This window comes from Mycobacterium sp. 4D054, from assembly GCF_052245755.1.
GTDB lineage: Bacteria > Actinomycetota > Actinomycetes > Mycobacteriales > Mycobacteriaceae > Mycobacterium.
This window is the reverse complement of the sequence record NZ_JBQQCF010000078.1, coordinates 1-13,635: the sequence shown is the minus strand read 5'-3', so window position 1 is coordinate 13,635 and position 13,635 is coordinate 1. Positions and strand designations below refer to the sequence as shown.

Annotated in this window: 18 protein-coding genes and 2 pseudogenes; 12 read left to right on the top strand and 8 right to left on the bottom strand. The window is 68.3% G+C overall.

Annotated elements, in window-relative coordinates; genetic code table 11:
* The first annotated feature begins 168 nt into the window (after positions 1-168).
* Positions 169-543, top strand: coding sequence for a limonene-1,2-epoxide hydrolase family protein (locus ACTWP6_RS28675; RefSeq protein WP_443189463.1), 375 nt, complete (start codon positions 169-171; stop codon positions 541-543).
* On the opposite strand, the gene ACTWP6_RS28670 is transcribed toward ACTWP6_RS28675, so the two are convergent.
* Entirely contained in the window at positions 540-1,472 is a 933-nt protein-coding gene (locus tag ACTWP6_RS28670) for a hypothetical protein (protein WP_443189462.1), read from the bottom strand. The genes ACTWP6_RS28675 and ACTWP6_RS28670 overlap by 4 nt on opposite strands.
* Positions 1,473-1,497: 25 nt before the next feature.
* Here ACTWP6_RS28670 and ACTWP6_RS28665 point away from each other — a divergent pair, with 25 nt between their 5' ends.
* Entirely contained in the window at positions 1,498-2,298 is an 801-nt protein-coding gene (locus tag ACTWP6_RS28665) for an adenylate/guanylate cyclase domain-containing protein (protein WP_396884628.1), read from the top strand.
* Here ACTWP6_RS28665 and ACTWP6_RS28660 read toward each other — a convergent pair.
* The gene (locus ACTWP6_RS28660) at positions 2,265-2,426 is read right to left on the bottom strand and encodes a hypothetical protein (protein ID WP_086008448.1); all 162 of its coding nucleotides are present in this window, start codon (positions 2,424-2,426) and stop codon (positions 2,265-2,267) included. The genes ACTWP6_RS28665 and ACTWP6_RS28660 overlap by 34 nt on opposite strands.
* 42 nt (positions 2,427-2,468) lie before the next feature.
* Here ACTWP6_RS28660 and ACTWP6_RS28655 point away from each other — a divergent pair, with 42 nt between their 5' ends.
* Positions 2,469-3,146: a guanylate cyclase gene (locus tag ACTWP6_RS28655; protein WP_260758248.1), complete on the top strand. Its 678-nt coding sequence runs from the start codon at positions 2,469-2,471 to the stop codon at positions 3,144-3,146.
* A gap of 111 nt (positions 3,147-3,257) precedes the next feature.
* Entirely contained in the window at positions 3,258-3,881 is a 624-nt protein-coding gene (locus ACTWP6_RS28650; RefSeq protein WP_260754851.1) for a hypothetical protein, read from the top strand.
* Positions 3,882-3,888: 7 nt separating this feature from the next.
* Here ACTWP6_RS28650 and ACTWP6_RS28645 read toward each other — a convergent pair whose 3' ends face one another.
* Positions 3,889-4,386 carry a hypothetical protein gene (locus ACTWP6_RS28645; RefSeq protein ID WP_443189461.1) on the bottom strand — a complete coding sequence of 166 codons (498 nt, stop codon included), beginning with the start codon at positions 4,384-4,386 and terminating at the stop codon, positions 3,889-3,891.
* Positions 4,387-4,556: 170 nt separating this feature from the next.
* Between ACTWP6_RS28645 and ACTWP6_RS28640 the strand changes: the two genes are divergently transcribed.
* Positions 4,557-4,799, top strand: a complete 243-nt coding sequence (locus ACTWP6_RS28640) for a hypothetical protein (protein ID WP_260754853.1) — start codon at positions 4,557-4,559, stop codon at positions 4,797-4,799.
* 42 nt (positions 4,800-4,841) lie between these two features.
* Positions 4,842-5,336, top strand: a complete 495-nt coding sequence (locus ACTWP6_RS28635; protein WP_260754854.1) for a nitroreductase family deazaflavin-dependent oxidoreductase — start codon at positions 4,842-4,844, stop codon at positions 5,334-5,336.
* Between the two features lie 4 nt (positions 5,337-5,340).
* Here the strand turns inward: ACTWP6_RS28635 and ACTWP6_RS28630 are convergent, their stop codons facing one another.
* The 3 genes from ACTWP6_RS28630 to ychF form a co-directional block, all read right to left on the bottom strand.
* Positions 5,341-5,667 (bottom strand): hypothetical protein, encoded by a 327-nt coding sequence (locus ACTWP6_RS28630; protein ID WP_260754855.1) that lies wholly within the window; start codon positions 5,665-5,667, stop codon positions 5,341-5,343.
* A gap of 197 nt (positions 5,668-5,864) precedes the next feature.
* Positions 5,865-6,611, bottom strand: coding sequence for a class I SAM-dependent methyltransferase (locus ACTWP6_RS28625; protein WP_443189460.1), 747 nt, complete (start codon positions 6,609-6,611; stop codon positions 5,865-5,867).
* 70 nt (positions 6,612-6,681) lie between these two features.
* Positions 6,682-7,755 carry a redox-regulated ATPase YchF gene (ychF, locus tag ACTWP6_RS28620; RefSeq protein ID WP_443189459.1) on the bottom strand — a complete coding sequence of 358 codons (1,074 nt, stop codon included), beginning with the start codon at positions 7,753-7,755 and terminating at the stop codon, positions 6,682-6,684.
* 82 nt (positions 7,756-7,837) lie between these two features.
* Between ychF and ACTWP6_RS28615 the strand changes: the two genes are divergently transcribed.
* On the top strand, positions 7,838-8,950 hold the full coding sequence (locus ACTWP6_RS28615) for a DUF6542 domain-containing protein (RefSeq protein WP_443189458.1): 1,113 nt from the start codon (positions 7,838-7,840) through the stop codon (positions 8,948-8,950).
* Positions 8,951-9,029: 79 nt separating this feature from the next.
* Here ACTWP6_RS28615 and ACTWP6_RS28610 read toward each other — a convergent pair whose 3' ends face one another.
* The gene (locus tag ACTWP6_RS28610; RefSeq protein ID WP_260754859.1) at positions 9,030-10,043 is read right to left on the bottom strand and encodes a 4-hydroxy-3-methylbut-2-enyl diphosphate reductase; all 1,014 of its coding nucleotides are present in this window, start codon (positions 10,041-10,043) and stop codon (positions 9,030-9,032) included.
* Between the two features lie 53 nt (positions 10,044-10,096).
* On the opposite strand from ACTWP6_RS28610, the gene ACTWP6_RS28605 reads away from it, so the two are divergent.
* The 5 genes and pseudogenes from ACTWP6_RS28605 to ACTWP6_RS28585 all read left to right on the top strand — a co-directional run.
* Entirely contained in the window at positions 10,097-10,687 is a 591-nt protein-coding gene (locus tag ACTWP6_RS28605; RefSeq protein ID WP_443189457.1) for a lipid droplet-associated protein, read from the top strand.
* Positions 10,688-10,748: 61 nt separating this feature from the next.
* A complete protein-coding gene (xseA, locus tag ACTWP6_RS28600; RefSeq protein WP_443189456.1) occupies positions 10,749-11,990 on the top strand; it encodes an exodeoxyribonuclease VII large subunit in 1,242 nt (413 codons plus the stop codon).
* A gap of 2 nt (positions 11,991-11,992) precedes the next feature.
* Positions 11,993-12,202: an exodeoxyribonuclease VII small subunit gene (locus tag ACTWP6_RS28595; RefSeq protein WP_443189455.1), complete on the top strand. Its 210-nt coding sequence runs from the start codon at positions 11,993-11,995 to the stop codon at positions 12,200-12,202.
* A 66-nt stretch (positions 12,203-12,268) separates the two neighbouring features.
* Complete coding sequence (locus ACTWP6_RS28590) at positions 12,269-13,369, top strand: 3-beta-hydroxysteroid dehydrogenase (RefSeq protein ID WP_443189454.1); 1,101 nt, start codon at positions 12,269-12,271, stop codon at positions 13,367-13,369.
* Positions 13,369-13,509 (top strand): annotated as a pseudogene (locus ACTWP6_RS28585) (alpha/beta fold hydrolase); the annotation flags it as partial. The gene ACTWP6_RS28590 and the pseudogene ACTWP6_RS28585, both read left to right, overlap by 1 nt.
* Here ACTWP6_RS28585 and ACTWP6_RS28580 read toward each other — a convergent pair.
* Positions 13,510-13,635: pseudogene (locus tag ACTWP6_RS28580) on the bottom strand (IS630 family transposase); the annotation flags it as partial.

The following is a 13,635-nucleotide window of genomic DNA, read 5'->3' as shown; positions in this document are numbered from 1 at the left end:
GGGTACAGCGGCAAGGTATCCAGCACCTGCCGCACACAGCGCTCCCTGACGTTCGGGTCGATCTTCTTCGGCATGGTTTGCATCCTTCCAACTCAGAAAGATGCGGCATCAAACCTGGGGCGCTTCAGAGGGGTTGCTTTATGCGCCGTCGCTGGGTTTCATCAAACGATGACACGCACCCCCAACGACCTGGCGACCGAGTTCTGCGCCAAGTGGGCCGACCCCGATCCCGAGGAATTGGCCGCCTACTTCACCGAAGACGGTGTCTACCACAATATCCCGATGGATCCGGCGGTCGGGCGCGATGCCATCAAGACGTTCATCGCCGAGTTCACCGGCATGGTGGACGGCATCGATTTCCAGGTGCACCGTCAGGTCTGTTCGGGCGGACTGGTGTTGAACGAACGAATCGACGTGATGCGCTTCAAGGACGGCCGGGAACTGCCGCTGCCGGTGGCCGGCGTGTTCGAGATCGTCGGCGGCCGGATCGCGTCCTGGCGCGACTATTTCGACATGGCGACGGTGACCTCCGCCTGGAGCTAGGCCAGCAGCGGCACCGAGTCGAGCCGGTCGTCGGTGAGAATCTCGAACATCGCGCGCCCGCTGACCAGCTCGGCGCGCTCGAAAGCCTTACCCGCCACCTGCATTCGACAGCTCGCGATCGCCGAGTTGTAGCAGTACTTCACGCCGCCATGGGTGTCGGTGTAGGTCAGGCCGATGACATCGGTGGGCACTGTGGTGATCTCGCCCTCGATCATCTGCTCACCGACCCTGGCACCGAAGGTCCACGTGAACGGCGTGTAGCGCCCGTGGCTCTGCATACTCCCGGCGATCGACCGCACCGCGAACTGCTGACCGTCATGACGGAACACGAACAACGTCACCCCCGGCAGCAGGACGGGACCCAGCGCCGCCCGCGCGGTGACGATCTCCAGCGTCGACTCCGGGGCGTTGTCGAACCCGCACACCTGCCCGTACGCATAGGCGGGCGTGTGCCGGGTGCCCCAGTTGTGGTTGACGCTTCCCCTCCAACCGTCCACCTCGACGTGGCGTCCCGCGACGTCGACGTGCCCGTCGAAGCGTGCCAGCGGATCACGGACCGTCGTCTTGGCCGTCGGAAACCGCGCCCGGTAAGCACGATCGGAGAGCACCCGGACCGGTTGCCGACCGCTCGCGGTGATCCTCAGATCCCAGCGCGCGTCAGCCAGCCCACCGCAGGCAACGGTCTGGTCCAGCGAGGCCGAGGCGATCCGCGTCGTCCACTCGTCGGTGAACACCGCCTCCTCCAGCGGGAACTGCTGCTTGACCGCCCGGTGACCGGCCGGGTCGAAGACCATGACCCACACATCGGCGGCCGGTTCCGCCTCGGTGGGCAGCAGCAGGGTGTGACGCAGCCACAGCGCGCGGGCCCTCTCGGGATCGTTCGCGCGCACGAACCGGCTCTCGTAATAGGGGGCCTCGGCGATGGTCACGCCCCCAGCATCCAATACTGGAGCCGTGACCGGAACGCTGATCGCGCTGTGCCTGGCCGCGGCGCTGGCCGCCGGGCTGGCGGTGGCCCTGCTGGTGCAGACCCGGCGCCTCAACGCCGCGCGCGAGGAAGCCGAGGAGTTGCGCAAGCGTCTGGACGCCCGGCAGATGCTGGTCACCGGCGGCACCAAGGCCGTCAAGACGGTGTGGCAGACCGCCAACATCCTGCGTCGCGACGGTCTCGGCGCGGCGGTGCGCTCCTCCATCGAGGAACTCGCCGACTGGGCCGAGGTCGAACGTCCCGACTTGGCGCGACTGGCCCCCAACGGCCGGGTCGCAGTGATGTTCTCCGATATCGAGGAGTCGACCGCGCTCAACGAGCGCATCGGCGACCGCGCGTTCGTGCGGTTGCTGGGTAAGCACGACAAGTCGGTGCGCCGCCACGTCGACGCACACGACGGTTACGTCGTGAAGAGTCAAGGCGACGGGTTCATGGTCGCATTCGCCCGACCGGAGCAGGCCGTCCGGTGCGGTCTTGCCATCCAGCAGTCACTGACCAAGCGGCCCAACGATATCCGCGTCCGGATCGGCATTCACACGGGGAAGTCGGTGCGCCGCGGTGACGACCTGTTCGGCCGCAACGTGGCGATGGCGGCGCGGGTGGCGGCTCAGGCCGAAGGCGGCGAAGTCCTGGTCAGCAGCGCGGTGCGCGACGCGGTGACCGACTGCGACGACATCGTCGTCGACGGGCAACGGGATGCGCAGCTGAAGGGATTCTCCGGATCCCACTCGCTCTACTCGGTGCGTTCGGCTTCGGCGAGCCGCTGATGGAGCCGGGCGCGGATGTCGTCGGGGGTGTAGGCGTTGCGGCGCCGCTGATCACGCGCGACCAGAACGCCACCCGCCACGACGCCGGCGACACCGGCCAGTCCCACCCACTTCCAGATCCCGCGCATGACCATCAGTCTGCATAAGCTGCGGGGGTGAATCCAAGCACGGTGTCGCTGGAGCGCGCGCTCGATGAAACCCGCACCGGCGACATCTGGTTGTTCCGGGGACGCTCGGGTCCTGACCGGGCCATCCAGTCGATGACCAACAGCCCGGTGAACCACGTCGGGATGACCGTCGCGATCGACGATCTGCCTCCGCTGATCTGGCACGCCGAACTCGGTGACAAGCTGCTCGACCTGTGGACCGGCACTCACCACCGCGGCGTCCAGCTCAACGATCTGCGACAGGCGGTCGAACGCTGGACGCATTCCTACCAGCAGCGCTGCTGGTTGCGTCAGCTCACCCCGCACGCCTCCCGGGAGCAGGAGGACCGCATGCTGCGGGTGATCGCGCGGATGGACGGCACACCGTTCCCGTCGACGGCCAGGTTGACGGGCCGCTGGATGCGTGGCCGGTTACCGGTGGTGAGCGATTTCACCCGCGGTATCCCGTTCGTGCACAAGAAGGTTTGTGAATCGGCGATGCGCCGTAAGGCCGAGCAGTCCACTGTCGGGCTGGAAACCGCCTACTGCGCCGAGACGGTTGCCATCACCTACGAGGAGATGGGCCTGCTGCACACCGAGAAGCACTCGAACTGGTTCGATCCCGGGTCGTTCTGGAGTGGTGATACCTTGCCGTTGGCCGACGGGTACCGGCTCGGCGACGAGATCACCGTCCTCGTCTGACGCGGACTCTGTGCACTGGCCGGCGAAACGCCGAGCGATATCACGCATCTGCCGACCTGGCGGTGATTTGCTGAGGCCCGGCACTATCGGCACGCGACGAGGGAGCACGGCATGCCGACGTCAACCGACCACCCCGCCTCCGAACAGGACGCGCCCCGAAGGGGGCTGTTCAGCGCACGCAGCTCCGCCATCGCGATCGTCGTCGCATCGATCGCCACGCTCGCGGTCGTGTTCGTCATGCTGACCGCCAACAGCGACGCGCCGCTTCGAGTGCACGCCATCCCGGCACAACCGGATACGACCGCTCAGCGGACACCTGCGGCTCCCGGTCCCGGGTCGGCGACGCCGAGCCCCGCAGAGGCCACGCCGCGCCCGTCGGCGGGCGCCGCCGGGCCGACCCCATCCCAGACTCCGGCTCCGGCGATCGATTCACGCGGGTTCGTCGACTCAGCGGCCCGCTGCGAAGCCGGGGAGCGCGCCGCGGCGATCGCGCGCACCGAGCGCGCCGCCGTGGTCATCTGCCGGGACGTCGACGGGTCCTACGAGTACCAGGGCGTCCGGCTGCGTGACGGTGCCGAACTGCGGCTCGCCGACGTGCGGCCACTGGCCGTCGGCTTCGAGGCACGCAACGGTGTCACCACCTACCGCCTGTCCCCTACCGAGCTGGTGGTGATCTCCGGCGAGTCCCTGCAGAGCCGCGACGCGATCCTGGAGTACCGGACCGACGAGGGCTGACTGTCAGCTAACCGAGATATTCGAACGCGTTGCCGCCGGGCCGCCAGCTCTCCGAGCTCCCGTCGAGGAAATCGGACAACATCGCGATCACCGGGCCGCGCAGCTCGGCGACCGTGGGCCGCAGCGTCAGCGTCACCTCGGCGAACCGGATGCGGAGCCCTTCACGGGACGCCTCGACGGTCTCGACAACCGGGGCACCGATCAGCGATCGCAGCGCGTCGGCGTAGCCGGGCAGGCGGTCGGTGACCGAGCCGTCCGGCGTCTCCACCACCGGTAACACCTCGCAGGTCAGCACCGGGGTGTCGGCCGCCTCCGCGGAGTCGAAGCTCAATTGAACGTAGCGGGAGAAGAACTGGACCGACTGCAGCCGGAATCCGACGAGACGGGACAGCAGCTCGTTGTACCCGTGGATTCTCGGTGTCGTGGTCCTCGGATGCAGATACCGAACCTCGGGGTGCTCGTCGACCGACTCTCCGTCGTCGGCACCGCCCACAACCTCTGTCATCCCTGCACCTCGAAAACCGTCCTCTATGCCCCCGGATGTAGCGGTACATTACGTTAGCCCGAGTCCGCCCGGGTTTGCCGGGTTGCGGGCGACCCGCCGCGCCGACCGGTGTGCCGAATGGACGCGCCGCCGTGATCTCGCTGCGACACCACCCGGGCAGGCTCTCACCCATGACCTTGCTGGCGGTGGCGGCCTCGTTGGTGGCGGCATCGTTGTTAGCGACGTTGTGCGTCGGGTACCGGCTCGGTCTGCGCGCCGCTCGGCGGACTCCGACGTGGCGGCAGCGCACCAGCCGGGTGGCGCTGGCCCGGCAGGCGCTCGGGCTGGTCGCGTTGCTCGCAGTCAGCCGCCTGGAGCGCTCGACGCGGCGGCGGTTACCGAGCCGGCGGCCGTCGTGGCTGCCCGGCAGGTGAGCAGTACCGGTGGAAGCCGGCGTTGCCGGGTAGGTTGCGTGCATGCCGCTGCGCTACGTCGATCCGCACCGCCGCCGTGGGCGTGGCTACCACCAGGGTGTCCGGTTCGGACGGTCCAAGGTCGGGCAGTTCATGGCCCGCCATATCGCCCGCCGCACCGATCCCCTGCTGTTCCGCCTCACTGGTGGACGGGTGAACATGGGACCGATCGTGAACGCGCCGTTGCGCACCGTGGGCGCGAAATCGGGTAAGCCGCGCGAGGTTCAGCTCACCTACTTTCACGACGGCTCCGACGTCATTCTGGTCGCGTCGAACTTCGGCGGCAGCAGACATCCGCAGTGGTATCACAACCTGAAGGCGCATCCGGAATGCGAATTCGGCCAGGAGCCGTTCACCGCACACCAGGTCACCGACACCGAGGAGCACCGCCGGCTCTACGGGCTGGCCGAGCAGGTGTATGCCGGTTACGCCGACTATCGGGAGAAGACCGCCGATTCCGGACGGCAGATTCCGATCTTCCGCTTGACCGCCCGCTGACCGGTCAGGTGCTGTCCCGCCGACGCCGGGTGGCAGCGCTCTCCCGCTGGATCTCCGCCTCGTCGCGCCGCATAGCGGCTCTGCGGCGTCCGTCACCCTGGGCTGCACGCTCCAGCCGCTCACGTTCCCTGGCCGCGGCTGTGCCCTCGCGCTCGTCGGCTTTCAGCTCGCGTTCGTCGGCGAGGCGTTCGCGCTCGTCGGCGATCAGATCACGCTCGTCGGCCAGGCGATCGCGCTGATCGGCGATCGGCTCCCGCCGGGCCAGGTCTTCCTCGCGCCGGATGAGTGCCGATTCGCGTTCGTCGCTGTTCTGCGATGTGTCAGGCTCCACGATCCCGCCTTCTCTTCTGGACGGACCCGCTCAGGATACGACCGCTGACCCGCCGCTCCTAGACTGTGCGCGACGACCGAAGCCGCCGTCAGGCAGCGTTACTGGGCGGATCACTGACGTGGTTCTCGCTGATCCGTTGTCCACCACACGACTCACGGACCTATTTGCCGAGTCCGCAGCAAGCTGCACCCGGGCAGTCACACCGTTGCGCGGGTGGCCCACGCAGTTGCGGTGACGGTGAACGGCCCAGCACCGAGACGTTCGCGAGCCACTGACTCAAGATGTGCGCGACCCTCGTCGTCGAGTTGCTGCACATAGTCGCCGGCCGGACCGACACCGAGGGTGTACGGCTCCCACCACTGCTCAAAACTCGGATGGACAACCTCGACGGCGAGGGGACGTTCTTCCACGCCGCGCAAGCCGGCAGCCTCGAACAGCCCAGTCAGGTGCCCCATGCGCGCCCCGGCCAGGAGCGCTTCGTCCTGGGCCCCTGGGTCCGTCACATGAACCGCATCCCAGAACGGCGCCAGCGCGCCGGTCGGCCCGTCCCATACACATGCGGCGACGACGCCGCCACGCCTGACGACGCGGGCCATCTGCCTGATGCCGGCCATGGGATCCGCCATGAAGTGCACCACCAGCTGCGCCAACGCGGCGTCGAAAGACGCAGTGTCGTACGGTAATTCCTCCGCAGTGCCGCGACGCACGTCCAGGTCGGGGAAGCGTGTCCGTAACGCGTCGAGGAACGGCGGGGAGGGGTCGACCGCTGCGACTCGCGCCCCGACCGACAACAACTGCGCCGACAGAGCGCCCGGCCCGCAGCCCACGTCGAGCACCTCATCCCCCGCGCCGACGCCGGCAAATGTCGTGAAGACCGCCGCAAGAGGCTCGGCATAGCGGCCCATAAAACGACCGTATGCCTCGGGCGAGACGGCGAAGCTCACGTGGCAAGGCTACGTCTGCCGAGCGCGAGGTTCTGGGAAACGCTGGTGCAGCACTTCGACGAGCCGGCAGCTACACGTTGAAGCGGAACTCGACCACGTCCCCGTCGGCCATCACGTAATCCTTGCCCTCCATCCGGACCTTGCCGGCGGCCTTGGCCGCCGCCATCGAGCCGGCTTCCATCAGGTCGTCGAACGAGACGACCTCGGCCTTGATGAAGCCCTTCTCGAAATCCGAGTGGATCACCCCGGCCGCCTTGGGCGCGGTGTCACCCTGATGGATCGTCCACGCCCGCGCCTCTTTCGGCCCGGCGGTCAGATAGGTCTGCAGCTTGAGCGTGTGAAAACCGGCCCGCGCCAACGCATCCAGCCCGCGCTCGGTCTGTCCGATCGACTCCAGCAGCTCGGCCGCCGACTCCTCGTCGAGTTCCTGCAGCTCGGCTTCGATCTTGGCGTCGAGGAACACCGCGTCGGCGGGCGCCACCAGCTCGCGCAGCTCGGCGACCCGTTTCTCGTCGGTGAGCACCGACTCGTCGGCGTTGAACACGTACAGGAAAGGCTTGGAGGTCAACAGGTTCAGCTCGCGCAGCAGTGACACGTCCGCCCCCGCGGAGAATAGCGTCTTGCCGGTGTCGAGCACCTCGCCGGCCGCCACGGCCGCCTCATAGACGGGCCGGCGGTCCTTGTGGGTGCGGGCTTCCTTCTCCAGCCGCGGCAGCGCCCGCTCCAGCGTCTGCATGTCGGCCAGGATCAGCTCGGTCTCGATGACCTCGATGTCGGACTTCGGATCCACCCGGCCGTCGACATGCACGACGTCGTCGTCGGCGAACACCCGCACCACCTGGCAGATCGCGTCACTTTCGCGGATATTGGCCAGGAACTTGTTGCCCAACCCGGCGCCCTCGGACGCGCCCTTGACGATCCCGGCGATGTCGACGAACGTGACCGGGGCCGGCACGATCTTCTCCGAGCCGAACATCTTCGCCAGCTCGGCCAACCGCGGATCAGGAAGCGCCACCACGCCCTCGTTGGGTTCGATCGTCGCGAACGGGTAGTTGGCGGCCAGCACGTCGTTGCGTGTCAGCGCGTTGAACAGAGTCGACTTACCCACGTTCGGCAGTCCGACGATTCCCAGATTGAGGCCCACGGGGACCACAGTCTAGGCCGTGTGACCGCCACGCCACCGATCGCTGGCGGCGTGCGATTGCCCGAGCCGGTACGGTCGACGTGTGTCAGATCAGCGCGCGCGGCCGGCGGTGGCCTCCGATCACCGCTCTGCGCATCCCGATATCGTGGGGATTCCGTGGTGGGGAGCCATTCTGACGGCCGTGATCGCATCCCTGATCGGATTCGCGTTCGACGCCGGATCCGGCAACGGCACACTGACCGCCGTCTTCGCCACGCTGTACGTCCTCGGATGCCTGATCGCGGTGCTCGCCGTGCAGCAGTCCGGCGTTTTCACCGCGGTGATCCAGCCGCCGCTGGTGTTGTTCGTCACGGTGCCCGCCGCCTACTTCCTGATGAACAGCAGCGACATCCACGGCGTCAAGGACGTCCTGATCAACTGCGGCTACCCGCTGATCCAGCGGTTCCCGCTGATGTTCTTCACCTCGGCCGCCGTGCTGATGATCGGGCTGGCCCGGTGGTACTTCGCCAAGAGCGTCCCGGCCGAGAAGCCGGAGCGCAGCGGCAGCGGCAGCGCCCCGAAACCGGGCGCGCTGGCCGCGAAGCTCACCGCGTTGCTCGGCGGTGTGACGGCCGGCGCCAGTGCTGCACGAACAAAGAAGCGACAGCCGTCGGGCCGGCGCCGCACCGCGCCGAGGACCGCCGCAGACCGCACGGGCCGCGCCGCCCGGCCGGCCAGGAAATCCGCTGCGCGACCTCGCCACTCGCGGGCGCCGGAGACGGAGATCATCGAGCCCGTGGCCGACCGGCCGCGCCGCCGGAGGCCGCGGCCCGAGGATCCCTCGGCGTCGGAGCGGCGTCGCCGTCCCCGCCCGTCCTCCACGAGGGAACCGCGGGAACCCCGGGAACCCCGGTCCCGCCGCGACCCCCTCCCTCCCCGCGAACGCCGGTCGTCCTACGAGCGCGACGACCGCGACGACCGGTATGGAAGGCCGCAGCGGCCCCAACGGGACCGGCCCCAGCGCCGCAGCCGCTTCGACGACTACGAGCCGCTCGACCCGTACACCCCGGCCGGTCCGGGCACCCATCATCCGGTCTCGCGCGTGCGCTACCGCGGAGGTGCTCACCCGGACGATATCGACGATCAGCCCGAGTACCGGCCTCGCCGGCGCAGCCCGCGCGACGTCGACGCCGACCGCTGGGAGTACGACATCTGACGAAATCGCATTCCATGCGGCCTGCCGGCGGTTCCGGGCGCGTGGAATGCGATTTCGGCGCGGTCAGGGAACGTACCTGCTAGGAGCGGGCCGGGCGGATCTCCCGAGGCAGCGCGAACACGAGTGTCTCGTTGGCGGTCGTGACGGGTTGCACGGTTCCGTAGCCGTATTCGGCCAGCCGGTCCAGCACTCCGCGCACGAGGACCTCGGGCACCGACGCACCGGACGTGACACCGACGGTGGTCACGCCGTCGAGCCACGCCGGATCGATGTCCTCGGCGTAGTCGACCAGATGGGCCGCGTCCGAACCCGCGCCCAGCGCCACCTCCACCAGTCGCACCGAATTCGACGAGTTCTTCGAGCCGACGACGATGACAAGCTCGCACTCCGGAGCCATCGCCTTGACCGCGACCTGACGGTTCTGGGTGGCGTAGCAGATGTCGTCGCTGGGCGGATCCTGCAGCGTCGGGAACTTTTCCCGCAGCCGGCGCACCGTCTCCATCGTCTCGTCGACGCTCAGCGTGGTCTGGGACAGCCAGATGACCTTGTTCGGGTCGCGCACGGTGACCTTGTCGACCGCGTCGGGATTGTCGACGACCTGGACGTGGTCGGGGGCCTCTCCGGCGGTGCCGACGACCTCCTCGTGACCCTCGTGGCCGACGAGCAGGATGTCGTAGTCGTCGCGGGCGAAGCGCTTGGCCTCGTTGTGCACCTTGGTCACCAGCGGGCAGGTGGCGTCGATGGTTCTCAGGTTGCGGGCGGCAGCCTCGACGTGCACGGTCGGCGCCACGCCGTGAGCGGAGAAGACGACGATCGCGCCCTCGGGCACCTCGTCGGTCTGCTCAACGAAGACGGCGCCCGCCTTGGCGAGGGTCTCGACGACGTAGCGGTTGTGCACGATCTCGTGGCGGACGTACACCGGAGCGCCGTGCTTCTCCAGCGCGCGCTCGACGGTCTCGACGGCCCGGTCGACGCCGGCGCAGTATCCGCGCGGCTCGGCCAGCAGCACACGTTTGCCTGCGGCGACGCCGACGCCGGAACGCAGCGCGGTCTGGCTGGCACCAGGGATCCCCATGTTCACGGTCGGCGGCATGAGTCCAGGGTACTTACCCGCCCCTGTGAACGCCCAGCCGTAGTCTGGGGACCATGTCAACTGCGCCGTATGGGGTCCGTCTGCTCGTGGGTGCGGCCGTGACCGCCATCGAGGAAACCCGCAAACTGCCCCAGACCATCCTCATGTACCCGATGACCATCGCCAGCCAGATCGCCCATCTGGTGATGAAAGTGCAGCAGGACGTCGCCGTTCTGGTGATCAAGGGCGACGAGACGCTGGAGACGATCTTCCCGCCGAAGGACGAGCAGCCGGAGTGGGCGACCTTCGACGAGGATCTGGAGGGCCAGGACGGCGACGGTGACGTCGTCGAGCTGCCCGTCCGCGAGGGTGAGCGCCTCACCGAGGGCCGGTTCGCGCTGTTCAGCGGAGACCCGGACGCCGCCGCGAAGGCTTCGGCCGGCGACGATGCCGCCGAGCAGCCGCCTGCCGACGGGCCTGAGGCCCCGGAGATCGTCGCCGAGATCGAGTACGAGTCGCTGACCCTGGCCCAGCTGCGTGCCCGGCTGACGTCGCTGCGCGTCCCGGACCTGGAGGCGCTGCTCGCCTACGAGGAGGCCACGAAGGCCCGCGCCCCGTACCAGACGCTGCTGGCCAACAGGATCACGCGCGCGTCCGCCAAGTGAGCGGCCCCGCCGGTCTGCCCCGCCGGTCTCGCCTGTGCCGCCTGCGCCGCCCAAGGTCGAAATGACCGAACCTGAGCAGGGCAAGTCCCCCGAGAACCCGTGGCCGGTGCGGGCGGTCGCCACCCGTGTCGCCAAGTACATCGACCGGCTGGGCTCGGTGTGGATCGAAGGCCAGCTGACCGAGCTGAAGGTGCGGCAGTCGACGGCGTTCATGGTGCTGCGTGACCCGGCCGCCGACATGTCGCTGAGCGTGAGCTGTCCGCGTGACCTGGTGGTCAACGCGCCGGTGCCGCTGTCGGAGGGCACGCAGGTGCTCATGCACGGCAAGCCGCAGTTCTACACCCGCAACGGTTCGTTCAGCCTGCGGATCAGCGAGATCCGCGCGGTCGGGCTCGGGGAGCTGCTGGCCCGCATCGAACGGCTGCGGCGGCTGCTTGACGCCGAGGGCCTGTTCGACCCGCGCCGCAAACGCCCCATCCCGTTCCTTCCGGGCACGATCGGGCTGATCACCGGCCGCGCCTCGGCCGCCGAGCGCGACATCATGGCCGTTGCGTCCGGACGGTGGCCCGCGGTGCGATTCGCGGTCCGCAACACCGTGGTGCAGGGCGCCAATGCGGTCCCCCAGATCGTCGACGCGCTGCGCGGCCTCGACGCCGACCCCGACGTCGACGTCATCGTGCTGGCGCGCGGCGGCGGCAGTGTGGAGGACCTGCTGCCGTTCTCCGACGAGACCCTGTGCCGGGAGATCGCCCGGTGCACCACCCCGGTGGTCAGCGCGATCGGGCATGAGCCGGACAACCCGCTGTGCGACCTGGTCGCCGACCTGCGCGCGGCCACACCGACCGACGCGGCGAAACGGATCGTCCCAGACACCGCCGCCGAGCAGGCGCTGATCGACGATCTGCAGCGGCGCAGCGCCCGCGCGCTGCGCAACTGGGTCAACCGGGAGGCCCACATCGTCGCCCAACTGCGCAGCAGGCCGGTGCTGTCCCGCCCGCTGGCCGCGGTCGACGCGCGCGCCGAGGAGATCCACCGCGCCCGGGCCGCCGCCCGCCGCGACGTCAAGCGCCTGCTGACCGCCGAAAGCGACCGCCTCGGGCATCTGTCGGCGCGACTGACCACACTGGGGCCGGCCGCGACGCTGGCGCGGGGCTACGCCGTGGTGCAGGCCGTGCCCGAGGGCGCGGCACCGTACGTGCTGCACTCGGTGGCCGATGCGCCGGCCGGCACGCGGCTGCGGATTCGGGTGGCCGACGGGGCCGTCACGGCGATCAGCGGGGGCAGCGAGCACGGTGAGGACTGAGAATGAAGCCTATTAGTGAGCTCGGGTACGAGGAAGCGCGCGACGAACTCATCGAGGTCGTGGAACGTTTGGAGCACGGCGGACTCGACCTCGATGCATCGCTGACGCTCTGGGAACGTGGCGAACAGCTGGCCAGACGCTGCGAACAGCACTTAGCTGGAGCCCGGGCACGGGTGGAGAAGGCATTGGCCGCGGGCGACGAGGAGCAATAGCGATCCGGTCGGTGAATCTGCCGCGGGATCTCGAAATTGGAACACGTTTCAGTTAGTCTGCCGGGCATGGGTGATGTATCGCTGCAGACCGACCTCGGACGCGTCCTGGTCACCGGAGGCTCCGGGTTCGTGGGCGCCAACCTGGTCACCGAGCTCCTGGATCGCGGACTGGACGTGCGCTCGTTCGACCGGGTGCCGTCGCCGCTGGCCACCCATCCGCGCCTGGAGGCGGTCGTCGGCGACATCACCGACGTCGGCGACGTCGCCGCCGCAGTCGACGGGATCGACACCGTCATCCACACCGCGGCGATCATCGACCTGATGGGCGGCGCGTCGGTCACCGAGGAGTACCGGCAGCGCAGTTTCGCGGTGAACGTCACCGGCACAGAGAATCTTGTGCACGCCGCGCAGAAGGCCGGGGTCAAGCGGTTCGTCTACACCGCGTCGAACAGCGTGGTGATGGGCGGTCAGCGCATCGCGGGCGGAGACGAAACGCTGCCCTACACCGAGAGATTCAACGATCTCTACACCGAGACCAAGGTCGTCGCCGAGAAGTTCGTGCTCTCCCAGAACGGCGTCGCCGGCATGCTGACGTGCTCGATCCGGCCCAGCGGCATCTGGGGCCGGGGCGATCAGACGATGTTCCGCAAGGTGTTCGAGAGCGTACTCGCAGGCCACGTCAAGGTGCTCGTGGGCAATAAGAACGTCAAGCTCGACAACTCCTACGTGCACAACCTGGTGCACGGATTCATCCTCGCCGCGCAGCACCTGGTGAAGGGCGGGACCGCACCCGGCCAGGCGTACTTCATCAACGACGGCGAGCCGATCAACATGTTCGAGTTCTCCCGCCCGGTGGCCGAGGCCTGCGGCCAGCCGTGGCCGACCTTGCGGGTGCCCGGGCGGCTGGTGTGGTTCGTGATGACCGTCTGGCAGTTCCTGCATTTCAAGTTCGGGATGCCCAAACCGTTGCTCGAACCCCTTGCAGTGGAACGGCTTTACCTCGACAACTACTTCTCGATCGCCAAGGCCGAACGCGACTTGGGCTACCGGCCGCTGTTCACCACCGAGCAGGCGTTGGAGCACTGCATGCCCTACTACGTAGACCTGTTCCACCGGATGAAGAACGAAGCCGCCCAGCCGGCGGTGCCGGCCGCACCCAAGGTCTGATGGCGCAGTACCGGTTCGCCGCCAACGGCGATGTGAAGATCCGCTACCTCGACTCAGGGGGCGACGATCGTGGCGCGCCGGTGGTCTTCGTCCCGGGATTCACCTGCGTCGCCGAGGACTACGCCGAATCGCTACCCCTGCTAGTGTCCTGAGTCATTAATTCGGTTGCAGTAGTTGGCGATGCTTGCCAGGATCTGGTCGGCGGTCTTAGTCCAGACGTAAGGCTTGGGGTTGTCGTTCCAGGTGTCGATCCAGGCACGGATATC

Coding starts and splice junctions, on each gene's coding strand:
- ACTWP6_RS28675 (WP_443189463.1), top strand. CDS start 169: ATGACACGCACCCCCAACGACCTGGCGACCGAGTTCTGCGCCAAGTGG.
- ACTWP6_RS28660 (WP_086008448.1), bottom strand. CDS start 2,426: ATGCGCGGGATCTGGAAGTGGGTGGGACTGGCCGGTGTCGCCGGCGTC.
- ACTWP6_RS28650 (WP_260754851.1), top strand. CDS start 3,258: ATGCCGACGTCAACCGACCACCCCGCCTCCGAACAGGACGCGCCCCGA.
- ACTWP6_RS28645 (WP_443189461.1), bottom strand. CDS start 4,386: ATGACAGAGGTTGTGGGCGGTGCCGACGACGGAGAGTCGGTCGACGAG.
- ACTWP6_RS28640 (WP_260754853.1), top strand. CDS start 4,557: ATGACCTTGCTGGCGGTGGCGGCCTCGTTGGTGGCGGCATCGTTGTTA.
- ACTWP6_RS28635 (WP_260754854.1), top strand. CDS start 4,842: ATGCCGCTGCGCTACGTCGATCCGCACCGCCGCCGTGGGCGTGGCTAC.
- ACTWP6_RS28610 (WP_260754859.1), bottom strand. CDS start 10,043: ATGCCGCCGACCGTGAACATGGGGATCCCTGGTGCCAGCCAGACCGCG.
- ACTWP6_RS28605 (WP_443189457.1), top strand. CDS start 10,097: ATGTCAACTGCGCCGTATGGGGTCCGTCTGCTCGTGGGTGCGGCCGTG.
- xseA (WP_443189456.1), top strand. CDS start 10,749: ATGACCGAACCTGAGCAGGGCAAGTCCCCCGAGAACCCGTGGCCGGTG.
- ACTWP6_RS28595 (WP_443189455.1), top strand. CDS start 11,993: ATGAAGCCTATTAGTGAGCTCGGGTACGAGGAAGCGCGCGACGAACTC.
- ACTWP6_RS28590 (WP_443189454.1), top strand. CDS start 12,269: ATGGGTGATGTATCGCTGCAGACCGACCTCGGACGCGTCCTGGTCACC.